The organism is Brevibacillus sp. FW306-2-1A-C05A (genome assembly GCF_058781555.1).
This window is the reverse complement of record NZ_JBYSWV010000009.1, coordinates 55,439-73,261: the sequence shown is the minus strand read 5'-3', so window position 1 is coordinate 73,261 and position 17,823 is coordinate 55,439. Positions and strand designations below refer to the sequence as shown.

The 17,823-nt window shown below is 55.4% G+C and carries 14 protein-coding genes and 4 pseudogenes; 15 read left to right on the top strand and 3 right to left on the bottom strand.

The window, feature by feature from the left end; translation table 11 throughout:
• The first annotated feature begins 3 nt into the window (after positions 1-3).
• From AC3WJN_RS08770 to AC3WJN_RS08730, 9 genes and pseudogenes are all read left to right on the top strand, one after another.
• Positions 4-728: pseudogene (locus AC3WJN_RS08770) on the top strand (2-keto-4-pentenoate hydratase).
• A gap of 56 nt (positions 729-784) precedes the next feature.
• Entirely contained in the window at positions 785-979 is a 195-nt protein-coding gene (locus AC3WJN_RS08765) for a 4-oxalocrotonate tautomerase (RefSeq protein WP_007776590.1), read from the top strand.
• A 22-nt stretch (positions 980-1,001) separates the two neighbouring features.
• Positions 1,002-2,285: a kynureninase gene (gene kynU, locus AC3WJN_RS08760; protein WP_007776592.1), complete on the top strand. Its 1,284-nt coding sequence runs from the start codon at positions 1,002-1,004 to the stop codon at positions 2,283-2,285.
• Between the two features lie 56 nt (positions 2,286-2,341).
• Positions 2,342-2,788, top strand: a pseudogene (locus tag AC3WJN_RS08755) (amino acid permease); the annotation flags it as partial.
• Between the two features lie 262 nt (positions 2,789-3,050).
• Positions 3,051-3,533 (top strand): annotated as a pseudogene (locus AC3WJN_RS08750) (LVIVD repeat-containing protein); the annotation flags it as partial.
• Positions 3,534-3,673: 140 nt separating this feature from the next.
• The gene (locus tag AC3WJN_RS08745; protein ID WP_007776599.1) at positions 3,674-5,209 is read left to right on the top strand and encodes a spore germination protein; all 1,536 of its coding nucleotides are present in this window, start codon (positions 3,674-3,676) and stop codon (positions 5,207-5,209) included.
• A gap of 11 nt (positions 5,210-5,220) precedes the next feature.
• Positions 5,221-6,366, top strand: coding sequence for a GerAB/ArcD/ProY family transporter (locus AC3WJN_RS08740; RefSeq protein WP_007776601.1), 1,146 nt, complete (start codon positions 5,221-5,223; stop codon positions 6,364-6,366).
• Positions 6,359-7,504 (top strand): Ger(x)C family spore germination protein, encoded by a 1,146-nt coding sequence (locus AC3WJN_RS08735; RefSeq protein ID WP_007776603.1) that lies wholly within the window; start codon positions 6,359-6,361, stop codon positions 7,502-7,504. Before AC3WJN_RS08740 ends, AC3WJN_RS08735 begins: the two co-directional genes overlap by 8 nt.
• Before the next feature lie 12 nt (positions 7,505-7,516).
• Positions 7,517-8,668, top strand: coding sequence for a GerAB/ArcD/ProY family transporter (locus tag AC3WJN_RS08730; RefSeq protein ID WP_005829292.1), 1,152 nt, complete (start codon positions 7,517-7,519; stop codon positions 8,666-8,668).
• Positions 8,669-8,709: 41 nt separating this feature from the next.
• Here the strand turns inward: AC3WJN_RS08730 and sspI are convergent, their stop codons facing one another.
• Positions 8,710-8,946, bottom strand: a complete 237-nt coding sequence (gene sspI / locus AC3WJN_RS08725; protein WP_005829290.1) for a small acid-soluble spore protein SspI — start codon at positions 8,944-8,946, stop codon at positions 8,710-8,712.
• A gap of 191 nt (positions 8,947-9,137) precedes the next feature.
• Here sspI and AC3WJN_RS08720 point away from each other — a divergent pair, with 191 nt between their 5' ends.
• On the top strand, positions 9,138-9,791 hold the full coding sequence (locus AC3WJN_RS08720) for a potassium channel family protein (RefSeq protein ID WP_005829288.1): 654 nt from the start codon (positions 9,138-9,140) through the stop codon (positions 9,789-9,791).
• Between the two features lie 2 nt (positions 9,792-9,793).
• Positions 9,794-10,609, top strand: coding sequence for a 23S rRNA (guanosine(2251)-2'-O)-methyltransferase RlmB (gene rlmB / locus AC3WJN_RS08715; protein ID WP_005829286.1), 816 nt, complete (start codon positions 9,794-9,796; stop codon positions 10,607-10,609).
• A gap of 230 nt (positions 10,610-10,839) precedes the next feature.
• Here rlmB and AC3WJN_RS08710 read toward each other — a convergent pair whose 3' ends face one another.
• Positions 10,840-11,724 (bottom strand): LysR family transcriptional regulator, encoded by an 885-nt coding sequence (locus AC3WJN_RS08710; RefSeq protein WP_007776612.1) that lies wholly within the window; start codon positions 11,722-11,724, stop codon positions 10,840-10,842.
• Positions 11,725-12,135: 411 nt separating this feature from the next.
• Between AC3WJN_RS08710 and AC3WJN_RS08705 the strand changes: the two genes are divergently transcribed.
• On the top strand, positions 12,136-12,678 hold the full coding sequence (locus AC3WJN_RS08705; RefSeq protein ID WP_007776613.1) for an NADPH-dependent FMN reductase: 543 nt from the start codon (positions 12,136-12,138) through the stop codon (positions 12,676-12,678).
• Between the two features lie 41 nt (positions 12,679-12,719).
• Positions 12,720-12,953, top strand: a pseudogene (locus AC3WJN_RS08700) (alcohol dehydrogenase catalytic domain-containing protein); the annotation flags it as partial.
• Between the two features lie 214 nt (positions 12,954-13,167).
• Here AC3WJN_RS08700 and AC3WJN_RS08695 read toward each other — a convergent pair.
• Positions 13,168-13,887 (bottom strand): DUF2225 domain-containing protein, encoded by a 720-nt coding sequence (locus AC3WJN_RS08695; protein WP_007776620.1) that lies wholly within the window; start codon positions 13,885-13,887, stop codon positions 13,168-13,170.
• A 455-nt stretch (positions 13,888-14,342) separates the two neighbouring features.
• Here AC3WJN_RS08695 and pheS point away from each other — a divergent pair, with 455 nt between their 5' ends.
• Together pheS and pheT are read left to right on the top strand one after the other, a co-directional pair.
• Positions 14,343-15,377 carry a phenylalanine--tRNA ligase subunit alpha gene (pheS, locus tag AC3WJN_RS08690; protein ID WP_007776621.1) on the top strand — a complete coding sequence of 345 codons (1,035 nt, stop codon included), beginning with the start codon at positions 14,343-14,345 and terminating at the stop codon, positions 15,375-15,377.
• Between the two features lie 15 nt (positions 15,378-15,392).
• Positions 15,393-17,816 carry a phenylalanine--tRNA ligase subunit beta gene (gene pheT / locus AC3WJN_RS08685; RefSeq protein WP_007776624.1) on the top strand — a complete coding sequence of 808 codons (2,424 nt, stop codon included), beginning with the start codon at positions 15,393-15,395 and terminating at the stop codon, positions 17,814-17,816.
• The last annotated feature ends 7 nt before the right edge of the window (positions 17,817-17,823 follow it).

The window sequence follows — 17,823 nt, the reverse complement described above, 5'->3', positions numbered from 1 at the left end:
CAAATGGCAGTGACGCAGGAAGTACAGAGAGAGATGGTCGAATATTTACTTGCGGCATACCGCGAGTGGCGCGAGGTGGAGAAGCTGACAGCCCGCTGCCCCGATTTGCCCATTGCGACGGCCTATGAGCTTCAGCAGCAACTGATTGCGCGCATGGAAGCGGATGGCGAGCGCTGCATCGGCTTGAAGCTGGGCTTGACCAGCCGGGCCAAGCAGCAGGTGATGGGCGTGCACGAAGCGATTTACGGCTACTTGACGGACGGGATGCTCGCGCTGGAGTGGGAGCCGCTTTCCTACCGACGCTTCATCCATCCGAAGGCCGAGCCGGAAATCGCGTTTTTGCTCGGGGACGATCTGGCGGGCACAGCCGTTACGAAAACTTCCGCTTCACCCTCCCGGACGTCGTGGCGGACAATTGCTCCTCTTCGGCTTTTCTCGTCGGCAGCAAATGGGTAGCGCCCGACGAATACGATCTCGCCCTGGCCGGTGTGGTCATGAGCAAAAATGGCGTCATACAAACTACAGGCTCTGGAGCGGCCGTGCTCGGTTCGCCCGCAGCGGCGATGGCCTGGGCTGTCAACAAGCTGGGCGAGCGCGGCCTGGGCTTGAAAAAAGGCCAGATCGTCCTGTCCGGCGCGATCACGGAAGCGATTCCGTTCGAGCCGGGGGATGTCATTACGGTCACTGTCGACGGCCTCGGCAGCGTCTCCTTTGGCTGTCAGGCATAGACAGCCAACACGGGCAGCGACTTTTCGGACTGTCGAAAAAGACAGAGGTGGTTTTGATGCCGATTGTACAGGTGTCCATACTGGAAGGGCGAGACAAGGAACAGATCAGGCAAATGATCGAGGGAATTACCCAGGCTGTCACTGCCAGCTTGCAAGTAAAGCCGGACCAGGTCCGCGTGCTGGTAACAGAGCTTCCCCCTTCCCACTGGGGCGTGGGGGGAGTCACAAAAGAACAAACCCGTTTTCTGTAACGGAAATTTCAAGGAGGTTACGATGGCTCAATCATCCATTCCACTCAGCAAAAACTACGCGCAGCAACTGGATGCCCAGGACGAGTTGGCGAAATACCGCGAAGAGTTTTACTTGCTGCCTTCGATGTACCTGGATGGCAATTCCTTGGGACTGATGTCCAAACGAGCGGAGAAAAGCTTGCAGGACATTTTGCAGTCGTGGAAAGAGCTCGGCATTGACGGGTGGACAACCGGCGAGCATCCGTGGTTTTTCCTGCCAGAAAAACTGGGCGAAATGAGCGCATCTCTCGTCGGCGCGGAGCCCGAGGAAGTAATCGTCACAGGCTCGACCACGGTCAACTTGCACCAGCTCGCCGCCACCTTTTATCACCCGGAAGGTAAAAGAACGAAAATCATCGCGACCGAGCTTGATTTTCCGACAGACATTTACGCCTTGCAAAGCCAAATCAAGCTGCACGGCCTGGACCCAGAGAAAGAGCTGATTCGCATCGCTTCGCGGGATGGCCATCTGATCGAGGAGGACGACATCATCGCCGCCATGACCGAGGAAGTCGCGCTCGTCATCTTGCCGACCGTGCTCTATCGCAGCGGACAGTTGCTCGATATCGAACGGCTGACCAAAGCGGCGCACGAAAGAGGCATCCTCATCGGCTTTGACGGCTGCCACTCGGTCGGAGCGATCCCGCACTCCTTCAGCAAATGGGGAGTCGACTTCGCTTACTGGTGCAACTACAAATACGTCAACGGCGGCCCTGGCAGCGTCGGAAGCCTGTATGTCAACCGCAAGCATTTTGGTAGAGTGCCGGGCTTGACTGGCTGGTACAGCTCGAAAAAAGACAAACAGTTCGATATGGAGCACACGCTGGATGTATGCGAGACGGCAGGCGCTTATCAACTGGGCACACCGCATATGCTGAGCGTCGCACCATTAATCGGCTCGCTGGAAATGTTCCAGGAAGTGCCAATCGAGAAGCTGCGGGAAAAATCGTTGAAGCTGACCCGCTACATGATGGACTTGATCGAAGTGGAGCTGGCAGGCATGGGCTTTGCCATTGCCAATCCGCAGGAAGACGAGCGCCGCGGCGGCCACGTCAGCCTGGAGCACGAAGAAGCCGTCCGGATTTGCAAGGCGTTGAAGGAGAGCGGCATCATCCCTGACTTCCGCGCTCCGAACATCATTCGCCTCGCTCCGGTTGCTTTTTACAACACGTACACCGAGGTGTGGGAAAGCGTGCAGGTGCTAAAAGCGATCATGCAAGAAAAACGGTACGAAAAATTCGAGAACAAGCGCGGTGTTGTCGCCTAGTCGCTTGGGCAAAGGAGTGTGCGCAATTGTCAAAGCAAAACCATTTTCAGGACATCATGGAGCGTGAAAAAGGGCTGCAGCGCGGGTTAACCACCCGCCAGCTAGCCATGATTGCCATCGGGGGCGCAATCGGTACCGGGCTGTTTTTGGGAAGCGGGATGGCGATTGGCTTTGCCGGGCCGAGCGTGATCGTCAGCTATTTGATCGGGGCGGTCATCGCGCTTTTGCTGATGGGCTGCCTGGCTGAAATGACCGTCGCGCATCCGACGACAGGATCGTTCGGCGCTCACGCGGAGCGCTACGTCAATCCGTGGGCAGGCTTCTCCGTCCGCTACGCCTATTGGTTCAGCCTGGTCTGCGCAGTCGGCACCGAAGTGTCCGCGATGTCTGTCTACATGAAATACTGGTTCCCTGATGTGCCGGGCATCGTCTGGATCGTCATTTTCTCAGCCGTACTCCTTTATGTAAACGCTACCAGTGTGAACCTGTTCGGTACTGTCGAAGACGAAAAAACAGGCAGGGGGGAATATTCATTGAAAAAGAAACAGACGAAGCGGGTGGTCAGTGCATGGCTTGCCACTGCGCTCGCAGCAGGTGCGCTTTTTCCACTGACGGCAGTGGATGCAGCCGGGGCAACCCAGACCAACAGCTTTGTTGGCAGGCCACGTTTGACCTGAACGGCCGCCGGTATTTGTACGACTACGAGACGACGATGTACAACGTGTACGACATTACTGACCCGCGCAAGAAGGCGGCAAGTACGGGTATGCGGCCATGGGCGGCTACGGCTTCTTGGTGGTTGACATCAGCGACCCGAACAACATGAAAGCCGTGTCCCACATTGACATGCCGATGAGCGTGAGCGGAACCGGAGGCGACAACATCGACGTGACCAAGGTCGAGACGACGGGAATGGTCTACTACAGCGGCTATGCGGCGATTCAGCCGGGCACGCCTAGCCAGACCGTGATGCCGTATGCGTTCTACAACGCGGGTGTGCAAGTGTTTGACCTGAAAGACCCGAACAAACCGACGATTGGCGCTTACTTTGTGCCGAAAATGTCCGGCGAGTATTTGCGCAACGACGGCAGCGGTTTTGAGCAGAGCGAGCATTCCAACCCGGTGCACAGCATTTTCGTCGAGTGGGACCGCAACCTGATCTGGGCCTTCTCCAACCACGGCATTTACGTTCTTTCCACTCCGCTGCTGGGAGAGCCGGTAAAAGGCTTGCCCGCAAGCAAACAATAAGTCGAGCGCAGCTATATGAGAGAGGTCCGACATCTGTCGGGCCTTTTTCGTTTCTTCGCATAAAATGGGTTTTCATTTCCTTTCTTGGGCACACTATCCGTACTCGAAATCGCATGCCCACGATCTAGGAGGGGAAAGCGTTGAGCCAGTTTTGGAAAGCGTGGCAAAAGCGGAAGGAAACCCTTCAGGAGAAGGCGTTACACCATCATGCCGATCGAAGCATGGAAAGTGTCTCGGATATAGAGCTTTCGCTGGATGTGGATGAAAACATCATCATGATCGAGAAAGAGCTGGGAAAATGCGACGACCTGGTCGTCCGCCGCTTTCGCGACAAGCGCGACACCGATTGCGCCATCGTTTTTCTCGACGGGATGGTCGAGCGCAACATCATCAGCGAGTTTATCATTGTGTACATGTCCGATCCGAAAATTCCCGACGACCTCCCGGCATCCAATGAGCTGGAGTCGACGGACGGGCTGAGACAGGTCATTCGCAACATCTTGTCAGGAAGCGCCGTGCTCATGCGCAATGGCGACAACAAAGCGTATTTGAACAACACGCGGGGCTGGGACCGCCGAAGCGTCGACGAGCCGCAGACCGAGTCTGTCGTGCGCGGGCCGCGGGACGGCTTTTGCGAGACGCTCTCCGTCAATTCCGCCTTGATCCGGTTTCGCCTGAAAGACCCGAACCTGAGAGTGCACCATATGGTGATCGGCCAACGGACGCAGACAGATGTTTACGTCATGTACATTGATGGCCTGGCCCATCCGCCGATGGTGCAAGAAATGCTGGCGAGATTGGAGAAAATCAACGTCGATTCAATTCTGGAGAGCGGCTACATCGAGCAACTGATTCAGAACCGCCGCTGGTCGCCCTTTCCGCAGATTCAAAATACGGAGAGGCCGGACAAGGTCGTGGCAAACTTGCTGGAAGGCAAGGTGAGCATTCTGGTGGACGGAACGCCTTTTGCCTTGATTGCCCCGGCGGTTTTTTCCCAGTTTTACCAAAGTCCAGAGGATTATTACGAGCGGTTTTACATCGCGACGTTGCTGCGATTTATCCGCATTATCAGTATTACGATTGCGCTGCTGTTGCCTTCGCTCTACATCGCCTTTAGCTCGTTTCATCCTGAGATGATTCCTTCCCGGCTCGTCATCGCGATGGCGGCAGGGAGATCGACGGTGCCGTTTCCTTCGCTGGTAGAGGCGCTGTTCATGGAGCTGGCGATTGAGATTTTGCGGGAGGCGAGCGTCCGGCTGCCAGGGCCAATCGGACCTACGATCGGGATCGTCGGGGCGCTGGTGGTCGGGGAGGCAGCCGTATCCGCGGGTCTGGTCAGCCCTGTCATGGTTATCATCGTGGCGGTGACGACCATCGGTTCCTTTGCTTCGCCCAGCTACAGTGCGGCGATTGCCATTCGGATGCTGCGCTTCCCGGTCATGCTGCTCGCAGGAATGTTCGGCCTGTACGGAATCATGCTGTTTTTGATCGTCATCCTGATTCATTTGTCATCGCTCAAGTCGTTCGGCGTGCCCTACATGTCGCCGCTTAGCCCGTTGAATCTGAAGGGGATGAAGGATTTGTTCATCCGTGCGCCCCATCACTTGTTGAGAACTCGCCCGACGATGTTTCACATCCAGGATGAAATCCGCATGAGAGAGGATGAAAAACCGTGAGCAGGCAGGACGTGAGCAGCCGACAACAAACGTTTTCCTTGTGGCAGCAGACGTCCTTGATTACCAGTACGCTGATCGGCGTAGGCATTTTGACATTGCCGCGTTCCACCTCAGCCATCTTGTATGAAGCGGGCTGGATGTCGCCTGTATTCGGTTCCGTCATTGCCTTTGTGTCTGTCTGGATGATCGCAAAGCTCAGCCAGCGTTTTCCGGGAATGACCTTCGTCGAGTACAGCACGATCGTCTGGGGGGCCAAAAAAAATTCGCGGCTGGGCAAGTGGCTCAGCTTCCCCTGGATTCTCGCCTATCTCGGCTTCATGTACCTTGCGACCGGGCTTGTCTCCCGCATCTTTGGCGAAGTCGTAGTGACTTCCGTTTTGCTCGACACACCGCTGGAAGTCATCATTATTACCATGTTTGCGCTGGCATTCATCCTCACGTTGCACGATCTGGATGTCGTGGCCCGGATCAATGAGCTGTTGCTGCCGCTCGTTTTGCTCCCTGTGCTGTTCATTGCGCTCGCCTCGTTTCAAAAAGCGGAGTGGAACAATCTGCTGCCGCTTTTTCGAGCGACCGGCCCGTCGCTGCTCAAGGGAGCTTACGAAGCGGTCTACTCTTTTTCCGGCTACGAAATCATGCTCATTTTTTTCGCCTACGCGCACGAAAACAAGAGCAAAGTAAAAGCTGGTTTTTACGGCATCGCGATCACGCTGGTCGTCTACACCTTGATCGTAGTGGCGGGCATCGTCGTCTTCGGCTACGAGGAGCTGCAGCGTGTAGCCTGGCCAACCTTGGAGCTGGTGAAGACCACAAAGGTGCCGGGACTGATTTTGGAAAGGCTGGAATCCGCCTTTCTGGCCGTGTGGGTAACGGCTGTTTTTACTACCGTGGCCAACGCCTACTACGCTTTCATTTACGGCTTGCGCCAGTTGTTCAACAGAGGGATGGGTTTTCAGCGAATCCTCTCGGCAGTCATGTTCATCCCCCTTTACTTTATCGCGCTGTGGCCGCAAAACATCGTAGAACTGTTTCGGATCAGCTCCTATTTGGGCGTTTACAGCCTCATCCTCAATTTGGGGATCCCTATTCTCTATTTGACAATGCTTTTCATCCGGGACCTGGGGCGAAAACAAAAGGAGAGGAATGCAGATGGCTAAAGGATGGCTTGGGCTGGCAGTTCTGTGCGTGTGCGTCTCTCTTTTGACGGGCTGCTGGGACAGAAGGGAGCTGGAGGAGCGCACTTCCGTACTTGCCATTGCGGTAGATATGGTAGAGGGACAAGAAGAGTTGTACAGATTGACTGTGCAAATTCCGATCCCGATCAAGATCGCCGGAAGCAGTGGACAAGGCGGCGGCGGAAATGCCGATGCGGTCAAGATCATGAGCGTGACGGGCCGGACGATTCTCGATGCCAACAACAATCTGCAAATTCGGCTGAACCAGAAGCTGTTTTTGGGCCATACCCGCGTGCTTGCCGTCAGTGAAGAAGTAGCGAGAAAAGGCATCGGCGACATTATGGACAGCTTTCGCCGGGAGCCGCAAATCCGCCGCCTGATGTGGCCGATCGTCGTCAAGGGGGAAGCGGCCACCTTGCTCAAAATCAAGCCGCAGCTCGAGCAAGTCCCCGTCGTGTTTCTGATGGACCTGATCGAAAACGGAGCGAAGATGGGCACGATTCCCGATCAGACGCTGGGAGACTACTTCAACCAGACCTCGAACAAGACGATGGAGCCTTTTCTCAACTACGTTCAGGCGAGCGCGACCGAGGTACGCTGGAGAGGCGTGGCCGTCTTTCGCGGGCACAAAATGGTAGGGACGCTCAACGAAGTGCAGTCGTGGTCGTTTTTGCAACTGCGAAACGAAGAGCGCGGGGGCGATGTCGTCATCCCGCTGCCCGGTACGGACAACGGCTATGTGACATTCCGGCCTCACTTTGTCAAAACGAGACTGGATTTGAAAGGAAGGAACAACAAAGGGGCGCTTGCCGCGATGTTTTCCTGCGAGCTGCAGGGAGATATCGTGGAAGTGACCGCCAATACGAACATGTCCCCGGAAGTTTTCATCCAGAAAATGCAGAGCTTGATTAAAAAGGAGATGGAGGAACGGGCGAAAAAGCTGTTTCACCAGTTGCAAAAGGAGTACAACAGCGACATTTTGAGGCTCGGGCTGGCGCTTCGAGCGCACCACTACCGGGATTACTGGGAGAAGCACGACTGGAAGAAGGATTTTAAAAATTTTCCAATTGGCGTTGACTATACGATCAAAATTCGCCGTTTAGGTATGGAAATGCAATAGGAGCCGATAAAGATGGGAAATCAAAGGGGCAACATCAGTACATGGCAACTAATCGCAATCCTGATTAGCTCGATGATCGGGGTGGGAATCCTTACCTTACCGCGTACCGCCAGCACGGAACTGCAGGAAGTGGGCTGGCTGGGGCCTCTCGTTGGCGGGTTGATTGTGGTTATCCCTCTTATGGCGATCATCTATTTGAGCAGGCAGTATCCAGGACTGACCTTTGTAGAGTACGGCCCGCTCGTCTTTGGCGGCCATCGGCACCCGTGGTTGGGAAAAATTCTCAACATCCCGTGGGTGCTTTTGTACCTCCTGTTTCAATTTTTGAATACGGCGATGGTCGCCCGCGGGTTTGGCGAGGTCATTGTCACGTCTGTCCTGCTGGACACGCCCCTTGAAGTGATTTTGCTGACTTTGCTTTTGATCGTCTTGTACTTGTGCATGCACGAGTTCGAGGTGCTGGTCAGGGTCAACGAGCTGTTGTTTCCGATCATGTTTGTGCCGATCCTCATCATCCCGTACGTGACGATCAACAGTGCGAACTGGTACAATCTGCTGCCGCTGCACATTGATTCATGGCAGGGAGTGGCCAGCACCGCGATTGGAACGTTTACGATGTACACGGGATTTGAGCTGATGATGATCTACTTCGGGCTGGCGATGCCGGGAGCGCGGATTTCGCTGGCGGCCTGGAGCGGGTTTGCCTTCACGATCGTGTCGTATGTGCTGACCGCTGCGGCGGGCATCGTGGTGTTTGGCTACGAGGAGTTGCAGCATCTGATCTGGCCGACGCTGGATATGGTCAAAACCGCGCAACAAACCGGCTGGTTTCTGGAACGGATAGAGTCGGCTTTTCTCACGATCTGGATGGCGTCCGTGTTTACGACGTTCGGCAACATGTACTACTCGATGATTTTCGCCACTCGGCTGTGGTTGAAAAAAGGGATCCGCTTTCAGCGCATCATCGCGCTGATCTTCTTCTTCCCGCTTTTTTACGTCGCGTTGTGGCCGCAAAACATCGTCGAATTTTTTGCCTACGCCCAAAAGCTGACGTATTTCAGCTACTTGCCAACGGTGCTCTTTCCGATTTTGCTGGCTGTGCTTCAGTTGATTCGTTCGCGCTCCTCGCAGCAGGTGGCAGAAGACAAAAAGGGAGAGACGTAGTGGCGTCTCTCCCTTTTGCTCGTGTTCGGTTGGCTTTCCAATTAAATCGGCTTTTCCGCTTGAGCGGGCAGATGGGAAGCGATAGTTTCGACCATCTCCTGGCGGGAGGAAGCATCGCTGTTTTGCCACAGCACTTCAAACAGGACGCCGAGACCAGGCAAGGTTTTTTCCTGGCCGCTTGCGATCGCATCGCTGATCGTTTCTTCTACCGCTCCGGAATCCGAGCCTTGCATTTTGTACATGATCGCTTGACGCAAATTGAGCGAGGCAATGTTCATACCTTAGCCAGCACCTCTCTTGTGAGAATAAATTCATGAGTTAGTATTTGTCTTCGCCGGATTGCTCATACCCCTTTGTCGCGAAGCGATTTCATTGGACACGGGCATCTTTTGGTTTCGCCTGTGCAAAGCTACGCTGTCTAATGCTATAATGCAAGTTATTGGATATAGGATCGAAGGAGAAGATCAGCATGTCAAAACAGTTTGCCATCATCGGAATGGGCCGTTTTGGTTCCAGTGTTGCCAGGACGCTGTACGAGATGGATTACGAAGTCATGGGCATTGATGAAAACGAAGAGCGCATCAATGAAAATATTCAGTATGTCACCCACGCTGTCGCGGCTGATTCGACAGATGAACGCGCCTTGAAGGAAATCGGCATTCGCAACTTCGACGTAGTGGTCGTGGCGATCGGGGTCGACATTCAGGCGAGCATCCTCACTGTCTTGACGCTGAAGGAGCTGGGCGTGAAAAAAATCGTCGCCAAAGCGCAAAATGAGCGGCACGGACAAGTGCTGTACAAAGTAGGGGCCGACCGCGTCGTTTTCCCGGAGCGGGACATGGGCGTGCGTGTGGCGCACAATCTCATCTCCGCAAACGTCCTCGACTTTATCGAGCTGGCGGAGGACTACAGCGTGGCAGAGGTCGTCGTATCGTCCAAGCTGGTCGGGCAAAACTTGAGACAGCTAGACATCCGCAGAAAGTACGAGGTCAACGTCATCGCGATCAAAAGCGGGGACAAATTCAACATCGCTCCAAGCCCGGATGAAGTGATCCAGTACGGAGACGTTCTTGTTGTAATCGGAAACAACAAAGACTTGAAAGCATTTGAGGAGCGGGCATAACGATGGCACATGAAATCATTACTTCAGTTCAAAATCCGCTGGTGAAAAGACTGCACCAGTTGCTCGATAAAAAAGGCCGGGAGGAGCAGGGACGCTACCTCGTCGAAGGCGCGCATCTGGTGGAGGAGGCGCTGAACAGCGGGGCGGAAGTGACGACCATCCTGTACGATCAGGAGCGCAGCCTCGATCCCGCCTGCCAGCGGGCATTGGCGAACCATCCCCAGGCTACGCAAGTAATCGCGGCGTCCGCTGCGGTTTTGGCCAAGCTGTCGGAAACGAAATCGCCGCAAGGAATCGTCGCGGCAGTGAAGAAGACGGCGAGTCAGTGGGACGAATGGGTTGACAAGCTGTCAGCCAAGGAAAATGCCCTGCTTTTGTTCCTCGATGAAATCCAGGACCCGGGCAATTTGGGCACGATTTTGCGAACGGCAGAGGCCGCCGGTGTGGATGGAGTCGTGCTGGGCAAGGGCAGCGTCGACATTTACAACGGAAAAGTCGTGCGGGCCACGATGGGCGCCATGTTCCGCCTGCCTGTCTTTTCGCGGGAGCTCGCTGCCACGGCAAACGAGTGGAAGCAGCAAGGCGGGCGTGTCCTCGTCTCGTCCTTGGCACAAGACAGCGTGTCCTACGATCAGGCGAATTATTGCGGCAAGATCGCGCTCGTCATCGGCAACGAAGGCCGAGGCGTGTCCAAAGAGATGCTGGCCTGCGCCGACCAGCTCGTGCACATTCCGCTGTACGGCAAAGCGGAATCGCTGAATGCCGCCGTCGCGGCGGGCATTTTTGTGTATGAAGCGCAGCGCAACAGAAGACAGTGACAGCAAAGCAGGGATACTGGGGAAAAGAGTCCAGTGTCCCTGTTTTTTTTCGTGTGAATTTTGGGAGGGCGATCAGCAGGGCAAGGTGAAAAGGGGCGTGCTGTAGTTTCTGGATGGTGCGATTTAGCTCGCGTGGCATTACAGTTTGCGCGGTATCCCAGCCCGCACCGCCTCACGCCGCATCAAAGTCCGCACCTCACCACCACCGACACCCTACCTCACCGCGCTTCTCATTCCCCGGTTTCCCCCACTTCTGCAAAGTACCCGATGAGAAAGTCGCGAAACTTACGCGCAGCAAGCGATAAGTACCGCTTCTCGTTCCAGGCAATCTGGAAATTGCGCTGGCACACGGGAAACTCAATCCGCAGCAGGTTCAGCGGGGAGCCCGGGCCTCCGCAGTTGCCTACGAGCGCGACGCCTAGCCCCGCCCGGACGAGGCTGGCAATGGCGGCAGGCTCGTCGACCCGGCAGACGAAGTTAGGCGTGATCCCGGCTTCTCGGAAAAACAAATCGTTCATTTTTTGAAAAGGAAACCCTTCCTTGTACCCGATAAACGGGTCCTCCGCCAGTTCGCTCAAGCGAACGCTTTTCCTCCCCGCAAACCGATGTCCGTGGGGAACGGCCAGGTACACTTCTTCTTTCAGGAGGGACACCGCGCTAATGTCGGGCCGATTGATTGGCAGCGCTGTAAAGCACATGTCGACTTCGCCAGCCTCCACCAACTGCGTCATTTCTTCCATCGAAGCTTGCGTAATCCGAAAGCTGACTTCCGGATACAGCGCGAGAAACTCGCCCAGCGCATCCGTCAACCGATCCAGCGTCGACGTGGCGAGGTGAATGCTCCCTTGTTCAAGTCCGGCCAGCTCGGACACTTCTTTTCTGCCTTCTTCCAGCAGGGTGAGCGCCTTTTCGACTTTGTCCAAAAAAGCTTTGCCGAACGCATTCAGACGAATCCGCCCTCTGTGGCGGTCGAACAAGGGAACCCCCAAGTCTTCCTCCAGCCTCGAAATCGTCTTGCTCAGCGCAGGCTGCGCGATGCACAGCTCCTGGGCTGCCTTCGTCATGTGCTCCGTCCGGGCTACCGTGCGAAAATAGTGCAACTGCAACAACTCCATGCGCATGCTCTCCTTTCCTATATACCTGAGTATATGATCTGTATGATTTAAGATATATTTTTGTTTATATGTAAGTGATTGTAAAATAAAGCATGCAAGGAGCACAACACACTTTGGCTCAACGTCTCCCAAGTGACTCGCTGGGCAGTGTCAGAGTGGAGGCTGAGCGTCCAGAAAGGTGCCGCCCACCAGCAAACAGCCTAGCGAAAATTCGCCCCACACCTGCCTCGCGCGCCCGTTTCCATCCAGCTTTCCTGGTTTTTGGGGCGCTCTGCACGAGCATAGCATGGTTTTGTTATATGCCTATGTGCCGTAGCCGTATGGTGATAGGCAACGAGGAAGGAACAGGAAAGCCGCTCAAAAGGTGGAGGACACGAAGCGAACAAACATCGAATGATGGGAGGATTCTTCATGAAACAATTGCAAATTGGCATTATTTTGGGAAGCACGCGCCAAGGGCGGGTAAGCCCGCAAGTCGCAAACTGGGTGAAAGGCATTGCCGATGACCGCGGAGATGCGACGTATGAAATTGTAGATATCGCCGAGTTTCAATTGCCTTTTTTCGGGGAAGGCACAGGCAATGAGCCTGGCCTGGTCGCTTGGTCCAAAAAGCTTTCCAGCTTGGATGGATTCGTGTTCATCGTCCAGGAGTACAATCACAGCATCACGGGAGCATTGAAAAACGCGCTGGATTCGGCACGCACGGAATGGAACAACAAGGCTGCGGGCATCGTCAGCTACGGATCGACGGGCGGGGCGCGTGCAGCCGAGCATTTGCGCGGAATTTTGGGAGAGCTGCTCGTGGCAGACGTCCGCGCGCACCCGACATTTTCGATCTTTGCCGATTTCGAAAATTTCCAAACATTCAACCCCGCCGAACTGCACGTAGATAAAGTAAACGCCATGCTAGACGAACTGATTGCCTGGAGCGGCGCATTAAAAACATTGCGTTAAACGTTGTTACCCAATCCGGAAAAATATAGGAGAGTTGCACAATGAGAGCAGCAGCATTTCGTTCAATAGGCGGACCAGAGGTCATGGAGGTCATGACGTTTCCCGATCCGCAGGCGGGTCCGGGGCAAGTTAGGGTCCGCGTGAAAACGGCCGGGGTAAAGCATTACGATTGCGCGATCCGAAGCGGCTGGACACCCCAAGGCATTTCCGTAAAGCTTCCGCAAATTCCCGGCAACGAGTTCGCTGGCATCGTGGACCAGGTAGGCGAAGGCGTTAAAAAGTCCGCCTCCCCTTGCTTGGCGAGCTCAGCGCTGACAGCCGCGAACTGATCTGCCGCCCGCTCGCACAAAACAAAAGGCAAAAAGGCGAGAGCCGTTCAGAGAAAACCATTCTCCGGCGCTACCTCTTTCGCTTCTCCCTGCGCCATGCAAAAGAAAAACAAAAAGGCATTCCAACAACAAAGTTGAAATACCTGCATTCATGCCGCTATCAGCCGATCTTTTGCTCGCTTTTTTTCTCTTTAAATTCCTCGCGCGCCAGTTGCCACTGATCCTGCGCCATGCGGATGATACCGCTCTCAATCGTATGGTTGCGAAAAGCGAGCGCCTTGCCGAAATATTTGATCGCCAGTTCGAATTTTTCCAGACGGCGGTACAGCTCGCCGATCAGGTACAGCAGTCTGACCTCGGACATTTCCTTGTCACCGTGGGCATAGTCGGAGTGAATGTACGATTCCTCGTACTCGTCGACCGCCATCGCGATGAAGCGCAGCTCTTCCGGGAGATTGTCCATGTAGCGGTACAGCCAGGCGAGCCGCAAGTACAGGCCCGCTTTGACCGAGTGCGGCTGATCGGTCAGCTCGGCGGCGTAAATCGCCAGCTTGTAGCTGACAATCGCTTCCTGCACCTTGCGAATGGAGCCGAAATCTTTTGGCTGCCACTTCATGGAGATGTGCTCCTCGACGGCCTGTTTTTGCCACGGAGCGAGCTTGCTTGTGAACTGATCGGTGAAGGCGAAGCCGCATACCGGGCAGACGTTGACGGTATATAAAATCGGATTCAGCGACTGCTCCTTGAACGTGGTATAGAAGTCGCTGTCGCGGTGAATCATGGTAAGAGCGCCGGTTCTGATCCGTTTGGTGGAAAAAGTTGCTTGGCAATGCCGACAGACGCATGTCTTATCATAAAGGGCCGTAACCTTCTCGATCATGTCAAAAGTCCCCTTTCGGATTCGCGAAAATCGAACTAGGGAGAACAAGTGATATGTAACATTTGTATAATTGAAAGTTCTCTCTTGTTGCGCTATAATTTTCCTACATCTCGATTATAACGCAAAGCGATGACGGAGACTAGTACGCAGGTCCTATCTGTTTTTCAGGGAGAAGGTGCCACAGACTGCGAGCATCTTTAGCACGATAGCTGCCGAATTCACTCCGAAGCCGCACTCTGAACCGCTTTCGCGCAGTAGGAGCAGCCGGGTCATTCCCGTTACCAATGAGCTGAAGTGAGACAGAAGTCTCGTTCGCTGTTAGTGATATTGTCACAGCTTTGTCACGAAAGCGAGCCGTCTGTCTAACAAGGGTGGTACCGCGAGAAAAAAGTAACTCGTCCCTTTTTGGGGCGGGTTTTTCTTTTTTTATCTACAGAAAAAAGGAGCGATACGAAGTGCAAACTCGGTTGCAAGAAATGAAGGAGTCCGGGCTGGGGCAAATCAGCCAGGTGACGGAAGCTGCACAACTTCAGGAGTTGCGCGTCAAATATTTGGGGAAAAAGGGCGAGCTGACAGAACTGCTGCGCGGGATGGGCAGCCTGTCTCCCGAAGAGCGTCCGGTAGTCGGGCAACTGGTCAACGAAGTGCGGGAAGCGCTGGAGACAGCTTTTTCCAGAAAGCAGCAGGCGATTGAAGAAGCGGCGCTGAACGCGAAGCTGTCGTCCCAGACGGTAGACGTAACCTTGCCAGGGCGTCCGGTGCCTGCCGGAACGATGCACCCGCTCTCCCGCATCATCGAGGAGATCGAAGACATTTTCATCGGTCTGGGCTTCGAGGTGGCAGAAGGACCAGAAGTGGAGATGGACCACTTCAACTTCGAAATGCTCAACCTGCCAAAAGACCATCCGGCGCGCGACATGCAGGATACGTTTTACGTGACGGACGAAATTTTGATGCGCACCCATACGTCTCCGGTGCAGGCGCGGACGATGCTGAAAAAAGAAGGCAAGACGCCTGTGAAGATCATCTGTCCCGGAAAAGTGTATCGCCGCGACGATGACGATGCGACCCACTCTCACCAGTTCACGCAGATCGAGGGCCTCGTGGTTGACAAAGGCATCGGCATGAGCGATCTGAAAGGGATTCTGCTGACGTTTGCCCGCCAAATGTTCGGGGAAAATCAGCAAATTCGCCTGCGTCCGAGCTTCTTCCCGTTCACCGAGCCTAGCGCAGAGGTCGACCTGCAATGCTTCAACTGCGGCGGTCACGGCTGCCGCGTGTGCAAGCAAACGGGCTGGATCGAGATTTTGGGCTCCGGCATGGTGCACCCGCGCGTGCTGGAAATGGCCGGCTACAATCCGCAGGAAGTCAGCGGCTTTGCTTTCGGAATGGGGGTAGAGCGTATCGCGATGCTCAAATACGGCGTGGAGGACATCCGCCATTTTTATACAAACGACGTTCGTTTCCTGCGTCAGTTCAACCGAGGCTAGAGAGGAGAGGCAAAGATGAAGGTATCGTATCAATGGTTATCCGAATACGTCGATCTGAGTGGAACGACGCCCCAGGAGCTGGCTGAGAAGCTGACTCGCAGCGGGATTGAGGTAGACGCAGTAGAATCGCGCAACGCAGGTGTTTCCGGTGTAGTGATCGGGTATGTCAAAGAACGCAGCAAGCACCCGGACGCTGACCGTCTGAGCGTATGCGTGGTCGATGCGGGGCAAGGCGAAGACCTGCAAATCGTCTGCGGAGCGCCAAACGTAGACAAAGGGCAAAAAGTACCCGTCGCGCTGATCGGCGCAAAACTGCCCGGGGGCCTGAACATCAAGCGCTCCAAGTTGCGCGGCGTGGAATCCCAGGGCATGATTTGCTCGGCAAAAGAGTTGGGGCTAAACGACAAGCTGCTGGCAAAAGACCAGCAGGAAGGCATCATGGTGTTGCCGGAGGATGCGGAAATCGGTATGGACGCAGTCTCCTACCTCGGGCTGGACGACTACGTGCTGGAGCTTGGCCTGACGCCAAACCGCTCTGATTGCCTGAGCATGCTCGGCGTTGCCTACGAGGTGGCCGCTATCTTGGGCAAAGAAGTGGTGCTGCCGCAAATCGAGCTGACCGAAGACGGCGGGGAGAACCCGCTGGAAGTTACGATCGCAGCCGAAAACGAATGCTACCAATACCACGGCCGCCACTTCACGAATGCCAAAATTGCGTCTTCCCCGCAATGGATGAAAAATCGCCTGATGGCAGCAGGCATTCGCCCGATCAACAACGTGGTAGACGTCACCAACTACGTTTTGCTGGAGTACGGGCAGCCGCTGCACGCGTTTGACGCGGCGCAGGTTCAGGACCGCAAAATTGTCGTCCGCCTGGCAACCGCAGGGGAAAAGCTCGTTACTTTGGATGACCAGGAGCGCGAACTGGATGAGCAGACTCTCTTGATCGCCGACCCGGCAAAAGGCTTGGCCATCGCAGGCGTGATGGGCGGAGCCAACTCCGAGATTACGAACGAGACGAAGGAAATCATTCTCGAAGCCGCCTGGTTTACGCCAAAAACAGTCCGCCGCACCGCCCGCACACTCGGCATGCGCACAGAAGGCTGCGTCCGTTGGGAAAAAGGCGTCGATCAGGCGCGCGTGCAGGAAGCGGGAGAGCGCGCCGCTGCTTTGATCCAGCAACTGTCGGGGGCCAGCGTGTCCAAAGGCATCCGCTCCGCAGTCGTAAACGAAGCGAAGCCGGCCGTTGTCACCGTGACTTTGGACAAAATCAATCAACATCTGGGAACGAGCCTGTCTGCCGCAGACGTTTCCCCGATTTTTACGCGTTTGCAATTTCCGTTCACAACCGAAGGCGAAAGCTGGACCGTTACCGTGCCGACGAGACGCGGCGACATTACGCTGCCGGAAGATTTGGTGGAGGAAGTGGCGCGTCTGTACGGCTACGATAACATCCCGACCAGCCTGCCGACTGGCTCGACCACGCAAGGCCAACTGACGCACGAGCAAAAGCTGCGCCGCACGATCCGTCACCATCTGATCGGCACGGGCTTGAGCGAGGCGATTTCCTACGCACTGGTGCACCCGGACCGCGTGGAGGCAGTTGCGGGTCTGCATCAGGAAAAAGTAAACCCGGTGTCCCTCTTGATGCCGATGAGCGAGGAGCACAGCACACTGCGCACCAGCCTCGTTCCAAGTCTGTTGGAAACCGTCGCGTACAACAAAAATCGGCAAAATCACGACGTCGCCATTTTTGAGCTGGGCCGCGTGTTTTTGACGCGCGAAGAGTCGCTGACGCAGCTTCCGGAAGAGCGTCTGTACGTGGCAGGTGCGCTGACAGGGCAGCTTTTGCCGCAAAACTGGATGGGCGCGAAACAGCCTGTAGACTTTTATCAGGTCAAAGGGATTGTCGATTCGCTCCTGGCGCGCCTGGGCATCCGCACAGCCCAGTACAAAGCGGCAGCGGACATTGCCGGCATGCACCCAGGCCGTACAGCGGAAGTATGGGCAGGCGACAAACGGTTGGGCTATCTGGGGCAAGTACACCCAGGTACGGAAAAAGCGTACGATCTGTCTGAGACGTACGTGTTCCAGTTCGATGTGGCTGTGCTGATCGAGGCGGCTGCCGAGGTTGGACACTACAGCCAGTTGCCTAAGTTCCCGGCGGTAACGCGCGACCTGGCGCTGGTCGTAGATCGCAGCGTGCCTGCGGGTGCGTTGGAAGCGACTATTCGCGAAGCGGCGGGCGAGCTGCTGGAATCGTTGACCTTGTTCGATGTGTACACAGGCGAGCGGATTGCACAGGACAAGAAGAGCATGGCGTTTGCTCTCGTGTTCCGCCACGCGGAGCGCACTTTGCAGGATGAAGAAATCCAGCAGGTGACAACCGCTGTTGTCGAAGCGCTGAAAAACAATACGGGTGCCGAACTGCGGATGTAAGATGGCT